Source organism: Spirosoma sp. KUDC1026 (assembly GCF_013375035.1).
Taxonomy (GTDB): domain Bacteria; phylum Bacteroidota; class Bacteroidia; order Cytophagales; family Spirosomataceae; genus Spirosoma.
On sequence record NZ_CP056032.1, the window covers coordinates 4,135,999 to 4,154,418 of the forward strand.

An 18,420-nucleotide genomic window follows, 5' to 3' on the forward strand; every position below is an offset into this window, starting at 1 on the left:
AATGCGTCAATACGCGGGCAAAGCTAACGGGAAAACGTTAATAACCGCAGGTAGATTCCATTGGCGCTCCCATTACTCCAGGGTTGTACGTCCAGCCGTTGCCCCAGCGACGATCGGTTTTTGACTTCGTGTAGTTTGGGAATTCCCCAGCCTACCAGCGAACCAAAAGCCGCCCCGACCAGCAGATCGGTTGGGTAGTGTAGTCCGGCTTCATACCGGAACACTGCCGTGGCCGTCGCCAGTCCTAACGATCCAACCCAGACCACAGGTTTCCAGCCTGAGTTCGGGAAATAATGCCGGAACACTTCACTCGTAAACACAGCCGTGGCAAAGGCATTCGACGCATGCCCCGAAAAAAACGACTGCCGGGCATCTTTGGTCTCCTTCTCGTCGAGCGGGGCCGCCGGATTATACACATACGGCCGGGTACGTAACGTAACCGCCTTGACGGTTCGCCCGATCCCGTTGGTGAGCAAAGCTGTTTCCAGATACATCACAGCCACAGTTTTAATATCCTGCCGCATGGGTCGGGTGCCAACTGACAGCAACCCCACCAGCGCTACGTTTCCGGCAAAGGTCACGTCGCTTATCCGGTCCAGGGTCGGGTTCCAGCGGTACGTAGCACCCCGATCAAACGCGTTGATACTCCCTCGGCTGAGCGCGTTAATTTCGGCGGGGGAAAGCAGATCAAGTTGGTGCGTGAGCGCGGCTGACGTTCCCAGCGAGACAACGCCCGCTCCCGCCAGCACGAGTTCCCGGCGAGTGGTAAGCTGATAAGGTGAAATGCGATCCGCACGCGTTGCCGGAACCAGTGCAGAACCTATCGGCTGGGCCACTCCAGGCTGGGCCACACCTACCAGCGTATTAACACTCAGCCAGAGAGTCAGGCAGATCGACGGAATTGTCGTTCGAAAACGATGCAGCATAGTTTTTGCGCTAAACGACCCGCACCACATTGGGTTCGGCAGTCAGGTACACCAATCGCCCTTCGGCCTCGGCAAAGCCCATCTGGCGATATAGATCTGTAAAATAACGTAGCGTCCGGACAGGATCAACGGCCCCGTTCCCGACTTCGTTATCTGACATTGATGCATACTGCACCAGGACGACATGCGTGCTGGATTTATGAACGACCCGGTGGGGCGCTCCGTGCGATCGTCCACTCCCCCGTCTACTCAGAATACTCCGGTCGGTATCAACGCGTAGAGCTGGATCAAATACATCAACCAGGTCAGGGTGCGTCATCAGATGCACCAGTTCCTGCCGGAACCCCGCCGTTTCCGACGTTCGCAACAGCCCTTCCCGAACGAGTTGCCACAGGGCTTTATCCAGGCTGTCGATCCCTTTCAGCAGGCTCAGGGCCGCCTGGAGTTTGCGGTCGTGTTCGCGGGTACGGGCGAAGGTTGCTACGTCGAACACGCGATCGGCCTGCCGACGTAATTGCAGATCCTGCCCCCGGTTTCCGCTGATGACCTCATCCAGAATGATCTCATCGGTTTCGGACACCGAGTGATGCGAGAACGCATCTGCGCATTCGCTGATTATATATTCCGACTTTTCCGCCAGCCAGCCACTGTCGCACCGCTGCGCCAGATCGCTGTCTTTCAGGAATGCATACAGCCAGTGCGCGATCGTCGATGACTTCGTCGCATCCGTTTTTTTATCAAAGTCCTTTTTGGCTTCGCTGATGATGTACAATCGGTTCGTCGGGCGGGTAAACGCTACGTAGAGCAGGTTCATATTCTCCAGAAACGTGCGGGTTACCTCGTCGTTGTACTGCTCCGCCACGATGTCCGGCGTCTTTTTCAGATCATTTCTCGGATGAACCGGAGCGCTGGTCAATCGGGCTATTTCGCCAGTCCCCAGCTGGTACGCCAGCAAATCCGACTGTACCCCACTCAGGTCCAGCCAGATCGTTCCCCGGCTGTTAGGCGTTACGTCCCAGTTCGCGAATGGGATAATCACAACCGGGTATTCGAGTCCTTTGGATTTGTGAATTGTCTGGATACTGACGGCATTCCGGGCGTCGCCTTCCACCGAAATCTTCTCCCGAACGCTTTCCCAATACAGCAGAAAATCACTCAGGTGGCCGCTCCGTTTCTGGTTAAAGGTCAGCACTTCGTCCAGAAACCGGAACAGAAACGGATTATGTTCGGCCTGTTCGAACAGGTCAAACTGGTGAATCAACCGCTCGGCCAGTTCGTAAGGATTCAGTTGTCCCAACGCATACGGATCGAGCGGGTACCCTTCCTCGGCCAGGTAGGCGTAGACTTTATCGATGGCACTGTCGTCGGCCACTGCCCGTAGTTGCTCTGTCAGCGCATCGTCGGGGAAGATCCCTTTTACCACCCGATGGTACAGATACAACAGCTCATACCGCAGCAGTACCTGATCGGGTCGTTGCAGCAACTGCATAATCGTCACGATCCATTTGACCGGGTCCGAAAACTCCAGTGACAGTGAATCGGCCGACACGAGTGGGATCTGACGACTGTTCAATGCATTCGCCAGGGCGCGGGCGTGAGCTTTCTTTCGGCAGAGAATCGCAATGTCGCCAAACTGGTATCCCTCTGCGAGGGCCTTTTCCAGATGCGTCATCGTTTTTTCGAGCATCATCGTCGTCAGATCCTTATTTGCCAGCTCATCTTTGGCAACAAAGTCGATCTGCACGTGGCCCGTTTGCCGGGCGTCGGGCTGGGCTTTCTGTTGAAACTCCTGTTTCGCGTCGAACACGTCGGCAATTTTCCCGTACGTCCCCTCGAAGGCGCGGGCCGCGAAATCGAAGAACTCATTGTTGAACGTAACGATGGGTTCGGCACTGCGCCAGTTAGTATCCAGCACTTCCTGCTCGATCTGTCCGTTAAGCGCGTCGATCCGGTCGGCGGTCCACGAACCAGGCTGATGGGCCAGCTTCAGACTCTCCAAGTCATTACGGTGCAGGGCCACGATCTGGTCCATGTCGCCCCCCCGGAAGCGGTAAATAGCCTGCTTGCCGTCGCCCACGGCCAGATTGAAATGCTGAAAGCCGAGCGCATTTTCGATGAGGGGCATCAGGTTAGCGAACTGTAGCCGGGACGTATCCTGGAATTCATCAACCAGAATATGGTTGTATTTAGCGCCCAGCCGCTCGAACAGAAACGGCACCGGTTCGGACGCGACGATACCCAGGATTTTCTTGTTGAATTCGGAGATATGCACCCGGCCGTCTTTACGCAGCAGTTCGTCAAACTCGATGCGCATCTGCCGCAGCAGGGCCAGTTTTTGCAAGTGGGGCAGCAGACAATCGAACAGCACTAGTTGCTGGCTGCTTTCCTCTTGAACGGTCTGAATCTGCACCAGACAGTCGGTCAGTTCATCGACCATCCCGTCGATGGTTTCCTTAAGCAGATTCGCGGCTTTCTTGCTATACCACTCGCCCTTGTCGCGGGCGCTGGCAACGCGGGCACCCGCTTCTTTTTTTCCTTCCCCCGCAGCCACGGCTTTGATGAACCCACCAACCCCCGAGGCCCCATAAGAAAAGTCCATTTCGTCCAGACCGGCATCAGTAATCCGTTTCCAGGCCCGCTGTCCGTGCGCCACAACGGTCTGCTCAATCTGCCGATTGTAATCCAGCAGTTGCGTCCGGATAGCACGCAGGGCGGCAGGAGTGAGTGCCTGGGCAGCGTTAACGGCCTCATAAAACTGATCCGACGTGAGATTCCGGCCAAACTCTTTCAGCACTTCGGGTAGCTGATTCCAGCTGTTGCCTTCGGCTGCGGTATGGGTGTAATATTCACTCAGAATGGTCGTGATCTCGTCCATCTCATCAACGCCCGCTTTCTCGATCAGGCTGTCGATGGCCAGTTCCAGCACCTCGTCGGTTTCGAGTTCGACCTCAAACGAATAGGGTAAGCCCAGTTCGTCGGTAAAAGCGGTTACGATTCGCTGGGTAAATGAGTCAATGGTCGTTACGCTGAAATCGGCGTAGCAGTGCAGGATGGTCTTGAAAACCCGGTCGGCTTGCTTTCGGAGGTCCCCTTTAGCAATCTCGAACGCATCTGTTCCGGGCGTTAGCTCGTGCAACTCCTCAACGAGTACGTTCAACAAGGGCGGATTCTGCTCCGGACTGGCCAATGCCATCAGGTTCTTCAGAATCCGATCCTTCATTTCGTTGGCGGCTGCATTTGTGAACGTAACCGCCAGAATATGTTTGAAGTAATCGTTGCTCGCACCGGGACGGAGTGCCAGTTTCAGGTACTCTTTCGTCAGTGTATACGTCTTCCCCGACCCGGCCGATGAGCTATAGATTTTGAACATGGACAAAAAGGAGAATGGAGGAAGGGGAACAAGGAGAAAGGATGACTAAGAGGGGGCGTTTTGCTCATAGGTACCCGTTCAAATACTTTCTTTCTCCTTGTTCCCCTTCCTCCATTCTCCTAATTTTAAAAATTATACCGCAATCCTAATCCTGTATTCAGGTTCAGGAAAAAGGGCGCCTGGAGCAGTTCGACGTAGCCGCCACCTTCCAGGAAAAATGAATACGGCTTGTTGGGTGGAAAGAATTCTAGTCCCCCCACACCCGACGCACCAATCGACAAAGCGTTCTCGAATTCACCATTCAGACGGGGGGGGTAATACCTCCGGGTGTTGATCTGTCCACCCAGCCCGTAGTACGCCCGAATGCTTTCGCTGCTGGTCAGCGACTTATGGGTAATATAATGTCCCTGAATGCTCAGACCAACACTTCGGTAGGTGCCGGTCCGGTAGCTCCGGCGGGTGCCGTACAGCCCACCATACGTACCAACGTTCAGGTCAAAGGCGTGGTTACTACCAAAGTATTTTCGGACGTTGACGCCAGCGGGCTCTCCGATACGAAACCCAACCGACCAGTTGTTGTACTGGGCCATCGCCCGATGCGGCAGTGCCAGTCCACCCAGGGCAGCCAGCGTAAAAAGCAGAAACAGTTTTCTCATACACACTTTATTGGATAACAATCAGGCGTTCGACACCAGCTCCGGTTTCGTGGCTACTTCGCCCGTTCCGAGGGGCAAGTCTGTGGAGATCGGCGCATTCAACCGATTTCGGAGCACCTCCATTAGCCGTTCATTTTCGGGCTGCGTACCCACCGAAATCCGCAGACATCCCTCACATAACGTAACTTTTGACCGATCTCGTACGATTACCTGCTCCTGAATCAGGTGTTCGAAAACGGCAAAAGCGTTGTCAAACTGAACAAGCAGAAAGTTGGCATCGGAGGGATGAATTACCTGCACCGTCGGCAAAGAACGCAGATTTTCGGCCAAAATCGCCCGTTGTTCCAAAATCTTAGCAACCAACTCGTTCTTACCAGCCTCGTGCGCGAGGGCTTCCAGCGCCAGTTCCTGCGTGGGGGCCGAGATATTATAGGGCGGCTTGATTTTGTTCAGTACCCGAATCAACTCTTCAGAAGCAAAGCACATCCCCAGTCGCAGAGCCGCCAGCCCCCAGGCCTTCGAGAAGGTCTGCATGACCAGCAGGTTCGGATAGTTTGCCAGTTCATTGGTCCACGACGGCGTATCGGCAAAATCAATGTATGCCTCGTCCACGATCACCAATGACTGCTGAGCAGCTTCGAGTACCGTTCGGATTGCCTCCGCCGACAGCAGGTTACCCGATGGGTTGTTGGGCGAGCAGAAGAAAATCAGTTTTGTCGTTTCGGTGATATTAGCCAGAACAGCGTCGGTATTCACCTGAAAATCGGGCGTCAGCGGGACTTTCGTAATCGCTACGTCATTGACACCCGCCGACACTTCGTACATACCGTAGGTGGGCGGCATAATCAGGATGGAGTCGATACCCGGCCGACAGGTTGCCCGGATCAGCAGATCGATGGCTTCGTCGGATCCGTTACCCAGAAAGATCTGCTCGGGCGCTACGTGTTTGATGGGAGCCAGTCGCTGTTTGATTGCCCACTGGTAAGGATCAGGATATCGGTTGTAATTACCCGACTCCGTGACCGAGCCGAGTGGATTTTCGTTAGCATCCAGGAACACCCCCTCTTTACCCGTATACTCATCCCGCGCAGACGAATACGGTTTGAGACTAAGAATGTGCGGGCGCAGGAGCGATTGAAGATTGAAGGCTTGCATCAGTTTAATTTCTGAAAAAAATCTAGGATCGAACGTAATGGGTTCGACCGAAATGAGTTGTATGTCGGGAAAAACGCCTGCGTTATATTCAGAAGATAATTGTACTGCTTATGATATCGGCGTCGGCCGCCAGCGAAATGCTAGCTTATCCACAGCCCGCATCGTACAAAGCACCCCGTTCAGGTGGTCGTACTCGTGTTGAATCAGCTCAGACAGGCCCCAATCCGTTACGTTCCAGGTTTGTGGTTGCCAGTACTCGTTACGAAACGATAGCGTCAGGTTCCGGTGTCGCCGGACGTGAACCAGCAGATTCGGGAAGCTCATACAATCGTCCCACAGGTCGCCCATTTCGTCACTTACTGACGTTAATTCCGGGTTGATAATGACCGTGGGTCTATCAATATTGAGATAAATCAGCCGCTTCATAATGCCCAGCTGCGGGGCGGCAATCCCCCGCCCGAACCGGTATTTCGCCCGAATTTCCTCCATGACGTTGTGCAGATCCGATACCCAGTCCGGCACCAGCGGTAGCTCTGATTCCAGCACAGGTTCGCAGGTTTCGTACAGACGGGGATCACCCAGCAGGAGTAGATCAGCGAGGTGTTTCATGCGTTCATTACTTCGGCCAGGCTGATTATCTGCAGGCCGTCAACAGTCGAGAAATCGGCTACATTATGGGTCAGTACGGGCAAATTGTACAACAAAGCTGTAGCCGCAATGATAGAGTCTCCCAGCGAGCGCCGACGTTGCTGCCGTAGCCGGATGGCGGTACTGATGACCGCGGCAGAAATATCGACAACCTTAATGAGATCAAAAAACGTCTCAAACTGGTCTTTTTCTACGTCATTCAAGCGATGAAAACCAACTACTTCGAGCTTGGTAATAGCCGAAACATGAATCGCATCTATTCTATCTAACAGATACTGCAATAGCGCATCACGGTTAGGCTGAATCGCGTAAATAATGACATTACTATCAACAATCATTCTTCCCGACCGTCAAGAACCCGATCCCAACTGCGAATTTCACGTTGCCACTCAGCGGCATCGCCATATATCTCTGCTATGTTACTCTTCTGTAGCTGGTCAATAGCCGCCATGAAGGCCGTCTTTCTAGCAATCAAACTCTCATTTTTCTGAGGTACAACCCGAACATTAAGACGAGAGAGCAACTGCAATAACAGGGCTTCGTCCTCCGGCGAATCAATTTCGATTAGTAACTGGCTCATTAGCTCCTTGTTCTGTTCGTAGCAAGATAACAAACTCAGACGGGTTTTGCTTCGGCCAAGCTCGCCAGCCGCAGACTAACGGCCCGCTTGTGCGCGTCCAGCGACTCAGCTTCGGCCATCGCTTCTACCACGGGACCAACCTGCCGGAGTCCCTGGGGCGTAATGTGCTGCATCGTGATTTTCTTCACGAAACTATCCAGCGACACGCCACTGTAGGCACGGGCAAAACCGTTGGTCGGCAGCGTATGGTTTGTGCCCGACGCATAGTCTCCAGCAGATTCGGGTGTGTAGTTGCCCAGAAAAATCGATCCGGCGTTGGTGATCTGTTCAGCTACTTCCTCGGCATTCTCGACACTTAAAATTAAGTGCTCGGCCGCGTAAGTATTGAGCAACTCAATCGCTTCGGCCTGACTGCCCACCAGAATGGCTTTGCTATTTTGCAGGGCCTTAGCCGCCATGTCGCGACGGGATAGTTTTTCCAGTTGCGATACCAGCGCGATGTTCACCAGCTCGACCATTTTCTTACTCGTCGATACCAGCAACACTTGACTATCGGCCCCGTGTTCCGCCTGCGACAGCAAATCAGCCGTTACGAAGGCGGGAACGGCCGAATCGTCGGCATAAACGGCCACCTCACTCGGGCCAGCGGGCATGTCGATGGCCACACCTTCCTTTGCCACCAGCATTTTGGCCGCTGTTACGTACTGGTTACCGGGGCCGAAGATTTTGTACACCTGTGGCACTGACGTTGTTCCATAGGCCATAGCCGCAACGGCCTGTGCCCCGCCAATGCGAAAGACTTTCGTGACGCCCACCAGACTGGCTGCGAAATAAATAGCCGGGTGATCGCTGGGGGTACATAACACCACTTCACGACAGCCCGCCAGTTGCGCCGGAACACCCAACATCAGCACGGTGCTGAACAAAGGGGCCGTACCGCCCGGGATGTACAAGCCAACCTTTTCGATGCCAACGCTTTTCCGCCAGCAGGTTACCCCCGGCATCGTTTCGATTTTCTCGATGGGTTGTTTCTGCTTTTCGTGAAAAAGCCGGATGTTCTGGTAAGCCTGCTGGATGGCTTTTTTTAACGTATCGTCAAGTCGCTCACCGGCAGTTTTCCACTGCTCGTCTGGCACCAGCAGCCCCGTTTCAGACAAATCGACTTTGTCAAATTTTTTCGCCAATTCAACCAGAGCCGCATCACCCTGCTCCTGTACCTGCGCCAGAATAGGGGCAACAATGGCTTCGATCTGCTTTGTCGACTGCACCGGCCGGGCCAGCAACGCCGGCCAGTCAGCGCGGGCCGGGAAAGAGATGATGTTCATTTTTTGAAGGAGGAAAGGGAGGAGGGGGAAGAAAGGGAGGAAAGGGAGGATCGACAACGAAAGCTACATTATGTTCGTTTACCTTCTCCCTTTCTTCCCCCTCCTCCCCTTCCTCCTTTCTAATAAATCATTTTCTCAATGGGGATAACCAGAATTCCTTCGGCTCCGGCGGAGCGGATGGCTTCGATGTTTTCCCAGAATTCGTTCTCGTTAAGCACCGAATGCACCGAACTCCAGCCTTCCGTCGCGAGGGGCGTTACGGTTGGGCTTTTCATTCCCGGCAGCAGCGCTGTAATCTGATCAATAGCGTGGTTGGGCGCGTTCAGGACGATGTATTTATTATTCTTGGCGGCCTGCACGGCCTTGATCCGGAACAATAATTTTTCGAGCAGTGCTTGTTTGTCGTCGGAAAGACCGGGCTGGGCAATCAGGATGGCTTCAGAGCGGAAAATCGTTTCCACTTCCATCAGGCCATTGCTCAGCAACGTACTGCCCGAGCTGACAATATCGCAGACGGCTTCAGCCAGCCCGATACTAGGCGCAATTTCAACCGAGCCACTGATTTCGTGAATGTTAGCCTGTACGCCTTTCTGAGCCAGATAGTTGCCCAGCAGGTTGGGATACGACGTAGCGATATTCTTCCCATTCAGTTGATGCAGTCCCTCCCACTCTGTCCCTCGTGATATGGCAATCGATAGGCGGCACTTGGAAAAGCCCAGTCGGTGCACCGTTTCTACCGGGCGTCCGGTTTCAACCGCTACGTTCTCGCCAACAATACCCAGATCAGCCACGCCATCTTCGACGTAGCCCGGAATATCGTCGTCGCGCAGGAACAGAAACTCAGCGGGAAAATTAGAGGAAATGGACCGGAGCTTACCAGTCCCGTAATCGAAGCGGATACCGCACTCTTTAAACAGTTGGTACGAGTCTTCGCTTAGCCGACCCGATTTTTGTAAGGCAATACGCAATACAGAAGCCATAATTCAGGAAAACAGACAAATCGTTCATGACCAGCGCAAGCGCTCGGCATCCGGATTTACTAAGTTGAGAGGGCAAAAATAAGGGAAATACAACGGTCCAACGGATTGGTCGCGCGGCTTAGCAGCCATGATGATGGCGACGATGTCGGAAGAAAGAAGCAGCGGCCCGTTGTGAAAGCATGACGCAAAGGTAATAGGGCCCGGTTTATTGCACAAGTGAATTCCCGACCGATATGGATTGGCACCTATAAATCAATAGTATTCGGCTCTCATGACAATTTATGGCGCCGTAGAGCTCGCAAGCGAATTTCTCTACAGATGAGTAGCCCCCACCAGAGGAAAGTATTAAATCGCTGCGCTGGCCTTTTAGAAGATAGAGCCACGAAAAAGACTAGTCTAACGTAATCAAACAGCAATGACCAGACGGGAAGCAGTAACGCACGTAGCCTGGATACTAGGCGGAGTTTTCTCCGCACCGACGATTCAGGCCATGAATCGGTGGCAGGAAATGAGTCTTTCCCCAAACGCAGTCCACCAGACAGGCGCTTTCCTGACCGAAACGCAGCATGAAATTATGGCGCGCGTTGCCGACCTCATCATTCCCCGCACCGACACACCGGGCGCTGTCGACGCGGGTGTACCCGACTTTATGGAGGTGATGCTACGCGATTGTTATAAAAAGCCCGCCCAGGATGCGTTTCTAATGGGCGTCGACGGACTGGAAAAGAAAGGCTTTCTGAAATTATCACCCGGGGAGCAAACGGCGACGTTGAGACAGATTGAAGCCGATGCGCCGAAAGATGGCAGTCCATCCTTCTGGCTCATCACGAAAGAACTAACGCTGCTGGTCTACTATACCTCGGAAGCCGGTATCAAAGCCTCGTTTGACTACCAACCAATTCCGGGCAGGTTCGAAGCTATCAAAATCAAGCCCGGCCAGAAAGATTTTATGTATGGCAACCAGGCTTAACAGCAACGTATCACACATCCACTCTTTGACTCACTGAACACGATGAATCTGAATATAAAAGCGGATCAAGGACAGACGTACGACGCCATTGTAGTTGGCTCGGGTATGACGGGGGGCTGGGCCGCCAAAGAACTTACTGAGAAAGGGCTGAAAGTGCTGATGCTCGAACGGGGCTATGAAATAAAGCACGTCGAAGATTACAAAACGGCTTTTAAAGACCCCTGGGAGTTCGAGCACCGGGGTAAGATCAGCAACGTAGCCGCCGAGGAACATTACGCGACGATGTACTTCTCGGCCAAGGAAGGCTCGCAGTATATGTTCACCAACGATAAGGAGCACCCATACGTCCAGAAACGGCCCTTCAACTGGATTCGGGCGTACCATACCGGCGGCAAATCGCTTGTGTGGGGGAAACATACCTACCGCTGGAATCAGGAAGATTTTCTGGCCAATGCCAAGCAGGGCATCGGCATCGACTGGCCCATCCGGTACGAAGACCTGGTGCCCTGGTATTCGTACGTCGAAAAATTCGTTGGTATTAGCGGCCAGGCCGAGAAACTGGCCGTACTGCCGGATAGTCATTTCCAGCCGGGGATGGCCATGACCGCGCCCGAGATTCACCTGAAAAACTCCGTAGCGCAGAAACTAAACCGGCCCATCACCATCGGGCGGGTGGCGCACCTGACCAACCCCCAACCGTGGCACACCGCGCTAGGACGGGCGAGCTGTCAGTTTCGCAACCGCTGCACACGGGGCTGTCCGTTTGGGGCTTATTTCAGTTCGCTAGCCGCTACGTTGCCTGCCGCCCGTCAGACTAATCGGCTGACGGTTGTGCACAACGCGATTGTGCAGGAGATCATCCTCGATGACAAAGCGCAGAAAGCAAAAGGCGTACGGGTCATTGATCAGAATACAATGGAGGTGCGGGAGTTCTACGCCAAGGTAATTTTCCTGAATGCGGGCACTATTGGGTCGACATCAATTCTGATGAACTCCAAATCGGCCCGCTTCCCCAACGGGCTGGGCAACGACAGCGATCAGCTAGGCCGCAATCTGATGGACCATCACCTGGCCATCGGTGCCCGGGCTGATATCGACGGTTTTGAGAACGATTACTACTTCGGTGCCCGGCCGGGAAGTTTGTACATTCCGCGCTTCCGCAACTGGGGAAATGATAAACGGGATTACCTCCGGGGATTTGGCTATCAGGGCGGGGCATCCCGGGCTGATTGGTCGCGGGGGGCTGCCGAAACGGGTTTTGGGGCCGATTTCAAAAAGAAAATGACGCAGCCGGGTCCCTGGAAAATTAATCTCAGCGGTTTCGGTGAAGTACTTCCCGACCCGAACAATCGATTCTATCTCGACAATAACCAGCTCGATAAGTGGGGGCAGCCGCAGGTCGTTTTTGACGCTGACTTCGGCGAAAACGAGCGGGCCATGCGGAAAGACATCATGAACGACGGGGCTGAAATGCTCGAAGCAGCTGGTTTCAAGAACGTGGTCGCCTACGACAATCCCGTGGCCCACATGGGACTGGGCATTCACGAGATGGGGACGGCCCGCATGGGTAAAGACCCGAAGACCTCGGTGTTGAACAAGTTCAACCAGGTCCACGCCTGCAAAAACGTATTTGTAACGGACGGCTCGGGCATGACCTCAGCCTCGAACGTGAATCCATCGCTGACATACATGGCGCTAACCGCCCGTGCCGCCGACCACGCTGTGGCCCAGCTCAAAGCACGAAATCTGTAACGTAATGTTTTCTCTTTTTCAGAAGCGTACTGTCTGTCATTCTATGTAAGGATGATAGACGGTACGTTTCTGATTTATACCAGTTCAGCCATTCGCTCATCGAAGGCGGCCAAGTAGCTGCGCGAGACAGGAATCTCGCGGTCGGAACCGCTAACCTGTAACTGGTAGCCGCGGGCGTTACCACTCGTGTGATTGATCGCTTTCAGATTCACGATAAACGCTCGGTGACAGCGCAGGAACTGCGAATGATCAGCCAGGGCGGCTTCCACCGTTTTGAGCGTACTGCGCAGGACCGTTTTCTGCGGGAACATGAAATTCAACCAGTACACCTCGACGTAATTACCCACCGATTCGACGTAAAGCAGTTGATTCGGCAGTATACTCAGGCGCTCATTGCCGGTTTCGGAAACCAGCAGAATGGATTTGGGTAGCTCAGGCTCAGCGGCAGGAACGACGGGTACGTGTAGTTGATCGAACTGGGCGTTGAGGGTTGACACCTGAGCCAGATTCCGTTTCAGACGCCGTTTCTCAGCGACAAACACCCCCAGCATAATGGGAAAGAAACCGATAATCGTGACGTACAGGTACATCTGCACAAAGTTAGGGCGATCAGCGTCCAGCCCTGCCAGAATCAACTGATTACTTACACTGATGACCAGCAGCACAAATAACGTGTGCAGCATATGCTTCCCGACGGTCCAGCGCTCTTCGTCATAGACTACCGGCAGTAGTTTCGGCACGAGTACATTCATCAGCAAAGCGCTTGCCAGTACGCCAACCGCTAGCAGCGCGATGGCATAGAGCCGGTCGAAGTGATTGAACGGGCTATTCAACAGACTGACAAAAATAAAGACATAGACAGCAGCCTGCATGGACAGGCTAAACTGTGTTTTTAGGCTAAAATCTTCAGCCAGGGGCCGATTGAGAAACTGACGAACACGAGCAAGCATATGGGCAAAAATAGCCATTCCGTCGAAGCTTGCGTATCTTTGTATATGCTTTTGGAACAGAAACAACAAACGACTGACACGTACACCCAATCCACGGCACTGCCCGTTATGGAAGCCTTTTACACCTTGCAGGGGGAGGGAGCTCATTCGGGGAAAGCGGCTTACTTTATTCGGCTTGGCGGCTGCGATGTTGGCTGCCACTGGTGCGACGTAAAAGAATCCTGGGACGCCGACGCGCACCCTAAACTGTCTATTGATACGATCGTTGACGGGGCACTCCAGCACCCCGGCCGGATGGCAGTCATCACGGGTGGAGAACCACTCATGCATGACCTGACCGATCTGACGGCCGCGTTGCAGAACGCCGGTTTTCAAACCAATATTGAAACCTCGGGCGTCTGTCAGCAGGTGACGGGTTCCTGGGACTGGATCTGCTTTTCGCCCAAGAAATTCAAAAAGCCCAACCCAGCCATTTTTGAGCAGGCCAATGAGCTGAAAGTGATCATTTACAACCAGTCCGATTTCGCCTTTGCGGAGTCGTTTGTACCCCTCTTGCGCCCCGATTGCAAACTCTTTTTGCAAACAGAGTGGAGTCGTTCCAATGAAATGCTATCTCGCATCGTTGATTACGTCAAAGACCATCCACAATGGCAGATCTCGTTGCAGACGCACAAATACATGGATATTCCATAAAGAGGGAGGAAGAAGCGGTCCGCCGTCGCGGAGAGGGAACAGGGAGGAAAGGAGGTTTCCTCTGGAATCTATCCATCTTACTTCTTCTAGCTCTATTCTTACTGGCTGGGCCTTCTTTTGCGCAGACGAAAAAAGCGAAGGCACTTTACGACCAGGCAAACAAACTGTTTGGGGAGCGGAAAGCGCGGGAAGCGATTCCGTACATGGAGCAGGCAACCAAAGAAGACCCCAGCTTTCTGGACGCCCACCTGAAGCTGGGTCAATTGTACGAGTTCACGAAACAGTATGAGCCCTCTCTGACGGCCTACCGGCAGGTCATTCAGCTTCAGCCCGACAGCCCATCGTCGGGGGTGGCTTATCAGGCGTTGAGCGCTACGTTGCTGCGCTTAGGTCGGTACGCGGACGCTCTCCCCTACCTCGAAAAATTTCAGGCAAAGTTTGCCCCGCAGTCGATGCAGGCGAAACGCATTGGTCGGCAGATCGAGACGGCCCGTTTTGGTCTGGACGCGCTGGCGCACCCTAGAACGGTTGATCCACGGCCTGTCTCGCCAGTGCTGCAAACTACGCCTTCCCAGTATTTCCCGGTCCTGACGGCCGACGAACAGACACTCGTCTTCACGGCGCTCAAACCGGAAGGCGACGAAGATTTAATGGTTGCTACGTTCAACGGCGAAACCTGGACACCCCCGACGTCGATTTCTTCCGATATCAACACCCCCGAAAACGAGGGCACAGCCACGCTCTCGGCCGACGGGCGGACGCTGGTTTTTACGGCCTGCCAGGGCCGAAAAGGGTATGGTAGTTGTGATCTATACGTCAGCCGGAAAACGGGCAGCGACTGGTCGCCCCCCGAAAATCTCGGCCCAACGATCAACACGGGAAGCTACGAATCCCAGCCCTCCCTCTCGGCCGATGGACGCCGGTTGTATTTCGTATCAGACCGACCGGGCGGTAAAGGTCGGCGCGACATCTGGCGTAGTGACCTGGGAACAGACGGCCAGTGGCGCGAGCCGGTCAACGTCGGCGAACCCATCAATACACCGTTCAACGAAGCGTCGCCGTTCATTCACGCCAACGGACAAAGCCTGTTTTTTGCTTCCGACGGTCATGTCGGCATGGGTGGCTACGATCTGTTTGTGTCCGACAGCCTGACGACCACCAACGTAGCAACCAGCAGTACGGTAACTCAGGGCAGCGCCCTTGCCAGACAAGCGATAACCAAATGGTCGGTCCCGACGAATCTGGGTTATCCGATCAACACATCCGAAGATCAGGCATCACTGTTCGTATCGGCCAGCGGAAAACGGGCGTATTATTCGTTTGAAGAGCAGAAGGACGGCGTGTCGCAGAAATCCCGGCTGTACACCTTCGACCTGCCGGAGTCTCTGCGCGAGCGGGTGAAACCGGTGAGCTACCTCAAAGGCATCATTGCCGACGCAAAAAGCAAAAAGCCGCTGGCGGCTATGGTCGAACTGATTGACCTGAACACGAACCAGATTGTGTCGCGGGTCCAAGCCGACGTTCAGACGGGCCAATATACGGCTGTGCTGCCCACAGGTGGCGAATATGCGCTGTACGTCAGCGTGCCGGGTTACCTTTTCAAAAGTCTGTCGTTCGATTTTACCCAGAAATCGCAGGGCGAGGGCGTCAATTTGAGCGTACCGCTGGAACCGGTGGCTGGCGGGAAAACAGCCAGCGAAACCCTGAACAATCTCTTTTTCGAGTACGGTCGCTATGACCTAGCCGACAAATCCCGCACGGAACTCGACCGACTGGCGGCTTTTCTGAAGGCGAACCCCGCGGTGTCGATTGAAGTGTCCGGCCATACCGACGACACGGGCGACGCAGCCGCTAACCTCACGCTCTCGCAGAAGCGGGCGCAATCCGTCGTTACGTACCTGACCAGTACGGGCGGTATTGCTCCCGCCCGTATTAAAGCCATTGGGTACGGAAAAACCCGTCCCCTGGCCCCGAATACTACCGATGAAAATCGGCGGTTGAATCGACGGATTGAGTGGCGGGTTTTGTAGGGAGCGGTTACAAACGAGCGGACCGTAGTCGCAGGCTGTTGCTTACCACCGACACCGAGCTAAGCGCCATAGCAGCCCCGGCAATCATGGGGCTTAGCAGGAAACCGAAGGCGGGGTACAGCACGCCAGCCGCAACAGGGATACCGATCAGGTTGTAGATAAACGCCCAGAACAGGTTCTGGCGGATGGTCTGCACGGTACGGCGGGAGAGGTACAGCGCTTTAGGAACACTCATCAGGTCGGAGGTAATCAGCGTCATTTTGGCCACGTCCATGGCAATGTCGGAGCCTTTCCCCATCGCAATGCTTACGTCGGCCTGGGCCAGCGCCTGCGAGTCGTTGATACCGTCACCAACCATAGCCACGACCTTGCCACTACGTTGTAGCTCCTGCACAAACTCTGCTTTGTCGGTGGGGAGTACCTCGGACCGGTAATGTTGCAACCCAACCTGACCCGCTACGGCAGCCGCCGTCTGGGCGTTGTCGCCAGTAAGCATATAAACAGCAATACCTCGTTTCTGTAGCGTTTCGACGGCCTGCTTCGAGGTCGCTTTGACGGGGTCAGCAATGGCGATTAGCGCTAGTACCTGCTCGCTGTCGGCGAAAAAGACAACGGTTTTGGCCTGTCCCTGCCAGTTGGCTGCCTGCTGCGATACATCTTCAGACAGCGTAATGCCACGCTCGGTCAGCAAGGCCCGATTACCGATGCTATAAGTTTCTTCGCCGGATCGCGCCATTACACCTTTGCCCGTTACGCTGGTAAAATCGGTAAGCGTAGCGCCCGTTACGTTCTGTCCAGTCAGATAGGTCGTTACAGCTGACGCGAGCGGGTGTTCCGACTGGGCTTCCAGAGCGTATAACACGGGTTGAAGTTCATCCTGCAGTTCAGCAGTACCATTCCAGCGAATGTCGGTGACTACGGGTCGGCCTTCGGTCAGCGTACCGGTTTTGTCCAGCACCACGGCGTTGACTTTATAGCCCAGTTCCAGGCTTTCGGCGTCTTTGATCAGGATGTTGTTCTCGGCTCCTTTCCCTACCCCCACCATGATGGCTGTAGGCGTTGCCAGTCCCAGGGCGCAGGGGCAGGCAATGACCAGCACCGTAACGGAGGTTAGCAGGGCCGTGGTCAGGGCATTATCGCCACCTACCAGCAGCCAGGCTACGAACGTCAGGCCGGCAATCCCCAGCACCACGGGTACGAAAATCCCGGCGATCTTGTCGACCAGTTTCTGCACCGGCGCTTTGCTGCCCTGGGCTTCCTGTACCATCCGGATGATCTGCGCCAGCAACGTACCGCCCCCCACCTGCTCGGCCTGGAAGCGGAAACTGCCTTTCTGATTGATTGTCCCGGCAAACACCTTCGCGCCCGTCTGCTTCTCGACCGGCACCGGCTCACCCGAAATCATACTCTCGTCTACGTACGATCCGCCCGACTCGACCCGCCCGTCCACCGGAATTCGTTCCCCCGGCCGGACTATGAGCAGATTACCGACGCGCACCTCCGCTATAGAAATTTCGCGTTCGGTCGTTCCCTCGACGATGCGCACCGTTTTAGGTTGCAGCCCCATCAGTTTCCGAATGGCCGACGAGGTATTCGACTTCGCCCGTTCTTCGAGCAGTTTACCCAGCAGAATAAACGTAATAACGACCGAGGCCGCTTCGAAATAGACTTGCGGCTCCAGCCCCCGACGGAGCCAGAAATCCGGATTGAGCAGATTAAACAGGCTGAACAGAAACGCGATGCCCGTACTGAGCGCGACCAGCGTATCCATGTTCGCTTTACCGTGACTCGCCTGCTTCCCCGCATTCCGAAAGAACGGCCCACCCAACCAGAAAACAACTGGGGCCGCAAGGGCCAGCATAATCCAGTTGCCCAGCGGCCAGCCCATGCCGAACATACCGATCAGCACGACAGGTATGGACAACACGACGGCCCAGATCGTTCGGCGTTTCAGTTGTTCGTAGTGTTGCTGCTGCGCCTGTTGTTGCACTTCCTGCGGGTCTTCGGCATCAATCACCAGGTCGTATCCGATGGCCCGAATCGTATTCTGCAGATCAGCGGGCGTAACGACTTTGGGGTCGTACTGAACCCAGGCATCCTGATTGGCGTAGTTAACCCCCGCGTCAACGACACCGGGCGTATTTTTCAGCATGGATTCGACGCTGACGGCGCAGGCCGCACAGCTCATTTCCAGAACCGGATATGTTTTTTTTACGGCTGCCGAAGTCGATTTCTTCGTCGGAGCCGTCTCGTTCGTTGTCATAACGTAGTCTCCTTTCTTACCAAACAAAGTTCGTCCGAAAGAAAGTCCGATGCGTTATGGAATTGCGGGTGGTCTGTGTAGAATTTTACGGCCACCCCGTATGGTTGCTCAACTTTTAACCT

General features: G+C 54.5%; 15 protein-coding genes. 4 read left to right on the forward strand and 11 right to left on the reverse strand.

Annotated elements, in window-relative coordinates:
• Positions 1–23: 23 nt before the first annotated feature.
• The 9 genes from HU175_RS17290 to hisG form a co-directional block, all read right to left on the reverse strand.
• The gene (locus HU175_RS17290; protein ID WP_176567777.1) at positions 24–926 is read right to left on the reverse strand and encodes a phosphatase PAP2 family protein; all 903 of its coding nucleotides are present in this window, start codon (positions 924–926) and stop codon (positions 24–26) included.
• A gap of 10 nt (positions 927–936) precedes the next feature.
• Positions 937–4,296 (reverse strand): UvrD-helicase domain-containing protein, encoded by a 3,360-nt coding sequence (locus HU175_RS17295; RefSeq protein WP_176567778.1) that lies wholly within the window; start codon positions 4,294–4,296, stop codon positions 937–939.
• Between the two features lie 125 nt (positions 4,297–4,421).
• Positions 4,422–4,952, reverse strand: coding sequence for a hypothetical protein (locus HU175_RS17300; protein WP_176567779.1), 531 nt, complete (start codon positions 4,950–4,952; stop codon positions 4,422–4,424).
• A 21-nt stretch (positions 4,953–4,973) separates the two neighbouring features.
• Positions 4,974–6,107 carry a histidinol-phosphate transaminase gene (hisC, locus tag HU175_RS17305; protein WP_176567780.1) on the reverse strand — a complete coding sequence of 378 codons (1,134 nt, stop codon included), beginning with the start codon at positions 6,105–6,107 and terminating at the stop codon, positions 4,974–4,976.
• Between the two features lie 108 nt (positions 6,108–6,215).
• On the reverse strand, positions 6,216–6,716 hold the full coding sequence (locus HU175_RS17310; RefSeq protein WP_176567781.1) for a peptide deformylase: 501 nt from the start codon (positions 6,714–6,716) through the stop codon (positions 6,216–6,218).
• Entirely contained in the window at positions 6,713–7,093 is a 381-nt protein-coding gene (locus HU175_RS17315; RefSeq protein ID WP_176567782.1) for a type II toxin-antitoxin system VapC family toxin, read from the reverse strand. Before HU175_RS17315 ends, HU175_RS17310 begins: the two co-directional genes overlap by 4 nt.
• Positions 7,090–7,335, reverse strand: a complete 246-nt coding sequence (locus HU175_RS17320) for a hypothetical protein (protein WP_176567783.1) — start codon at positions 7,333–7,335, stop codon at positions 7,090–7,092. The genes HU175_RS17315 and HU175_RS17320 overlap by 4 nt, the downstream gene beginning before the upstream one ends.
• 35 nt (positions 7,336–7,370) lie before the next feature.
• Complete coding sequence (gene hisD / locus HU175_RS17325; protein ID WP_176567784.1) at positions 7,371–8,660, reverse strand: histidinol dehydrogenase; 1,290 nt, start codon at positions 8,658–8,660, stop codon at positions 7,371–7,373.
• A gap of 119 nt (positions 8,661–8,779) precedes the next feature.
• Entirely contained in the window at positions 8,780–9,640 is an 861-nt protein-coding gene (gene hisG / locus HU175_RS17330) for an ATP phosphoribosyltransferase (protein ID WP_176567785.1), read from the reverse strand.
• A gap of 415 nt (positions 9,641–10,055) precedes the next feature.
• Here hisG and HU175_RS17335 point away from each other — a divergent pair, with 415 nt between their 5' ends.
• Together HU175_RS17335 and HU175_RS17340 are read left to right on the forward strand one after the other, a co-directional pair.
• Positions 10,056–10,610 (forward strand): gluconate 2-dehydrogenase subunit 3 family protein, encoded by a 555-nt coding sequence (locus HU175_RS17335; protein WP_176567786.1) that lies wholly within the window; start codon positions 10,056–10,058, stop codon positions 10,608–10,610.
• Positions 10,611–10,652: 42 nt separating this feature from the next.
• A complete protein-coding gene (locus tag HU175_RS17340; protein ID WP_176567787.1) occupies positions 10,653–12,362 on the forward strand; it encodes a GMC oxidoreductase in 1,710 nt (569 codons plus the stop codon).
• Positions 12,363–12,436: 74 nt separating this feature from the next.
• On the opposite strand, the gene HU175_RS17345 is transcribed toward HU175_RS17340, so the two are convergent.
• A complete protein-coding gene (locus HU175_RS17345; RefSeq protein ID WP_228724191.1) occupies positions 12,437–13,330 on the reverse strand; it encodes a LytR/AlgR family response regulator transcription factor in 894 nt (297 codons plus the stop codon).
• Between the two features lie 27 nt (positions 13,331–13,357).
• Between HU175_RS17345 and HU175_RS17350 the strand changes: the two genes are divergently transcribed.
• Both HU175_RS17350 and HU175_RS17355 read left to right on the forward strand, forming a co-directional pair.
• The gene (locus HU175_RS17350) at positions 13,358–14,005 is read left to right on the forward strand and encodes a 7-carboxy-7-deazaguanine synthase QueE (protein ID WP_176567788.1); all 648 of its coding nucleotides are present in this window, start codon (positions 13,358–13,360) and stop codon (positions 14,003–14,005) included.
• Positions 13,960–16,035 carry an OmpA family protein gene (locus HU175_RS17355; RefSeq protein ID WP_176567789.1) on the forward strand — a complete coding sequence of 692 codons (2,076 nt, stop codon included), beginning with the start codon at positions 13,960–13,962 and terminating at the stop codon, positions 16,033–16,035. The genes HU175_RS17350 and HU175_RS17355 overlap by 46 nt, the downstream gene beginning before the upstream one ends.
• 7 nt (positions 16,036–16,042) lie before the next feature.
• Here the strand turns inward: HU175_RS17355 and HU175_RS17360 are convergent, their stop codons facing one another.
• The gene (locus tag HU175_RS17360) at positions 16,043–18,298 is read right to left on the reverse strand and encodes a heavy metal translocating P-type ATPase (RefSeq protein WP_228724192.1); all 2,256 of its coding nucleotides are present in this window, start codon (positions 18,296–18,298) and stop codon (positions 16,043–16,045) included.
• Positions 18,299–18,420 lie beyond the last annotated feature (122 nt).

Excerpts from the sequence above, each read along its gene's own strand:
- HU175_RS17315 (WP_176567782.1), bottom strand. The coding sequence starts at position 7,093 with ATGATTGTTGATAGTAATGTCATTATTTACGCGATTCAGCCTAACCGT.
- HU175_RS17345 (WP_228724191.1), bottom strand. The coding sequence starts at position 13,330 with ATGGCTATTTTTGCCCATATGCTTGCTCGTGTTCGTCAGTTTCTCAAT.
- HU175_RS17340 (WP_176567787.1), top strand. The coding sequence starts at position 10,653 with ATGAATCTGAATATAAAAGCGGATCAAGGACAGACGTACGACGCCATT.
- HU175_RS17360 (WP_228724192.1), bottom strand. The coding sequence starts at position 18,298 with ATGACAACGAACGAGACGGCTCCGACGAAGAAATCGACTTCGGCAGCC.
- HU175_RS17350 (WP_176567788.1), top strand. The coding sequence starts at position 13,358 with ATGCTTTTGGAACAGAAACAACAAACGACTGACACGTACACCCAATCC.
- HU175_RS17310 (WP_176567781.1), bottom strand. The coding sequence starts at position 6,716 with ATGAAACACCTCGCTGATCTACTCCTGCTGGGTGATCCCCGTCTGTAC.
- hisG (WP_176567785.1), bottom strand. The coding sequence starts at position 9,640 with ATGGCTTCTGTATTGCGTATTGCCTTACAAAAATCGGGTCGGCTAAGC.
- hisC (WP_176567780.1), bottom strand. The coding sequence starts at position 6,107 with ATGCAAGCCTTCAATCTTCAATCGCTCCTGCGCCCGCACATTCTTAGT.
- HU175_RS17335 (WP_176567786.1), top strand. The coding sequence starts at position 10,056 with ATGACCAGACGGGAAGCAGTAACGCACGTAGCCTGGATACTAGGCGGA.
- HU175_RS17355 (WP_176567789.1), top strand. The coding sequence starts at position 13,960 with ATGGCAGATCTCGTTGCAGACGCACAAATACATGGATATTCCATAAAG.
- HU175_RS17300 (WP_176567779.1), bottom strand. The coding sequence starts at position 4,952 with ATGAGAAAACTGTTTCTGCTTTTTACGCTGGCTGCCCTGGGTGGACTG.
- HU175_RS17295 (WP_176567778.1), bottom strand. The coding sequence starts at position 4,296 with ATGTTCAAAATCTATAGCTCATCGGCCGGGTCGGGGAAGACGTATACA.
- HU175_RS17290 (WP_176567777.1), bottom strand. The coding sequence starts at position 926 with ATGCTGCATCGTTTTCGAACGACAATTCCGTCGATCTGCCTGACTCTC.
- HU175_RS17320 (WP_176567783.1), bottom strand. The coding sequence starts at position 7,335 with ATGAGCCAGTTACTAATCGAAATTGATTCGCCGGAGGACGAAGCCCTG.
- hisD (WP_176567784.1), bottom strand. The coding sequence starts at position 8,660 with ATGAACATCATCTCTTTCCCGGCCCGCGCTGACTGGCCGGCGTTGCTG.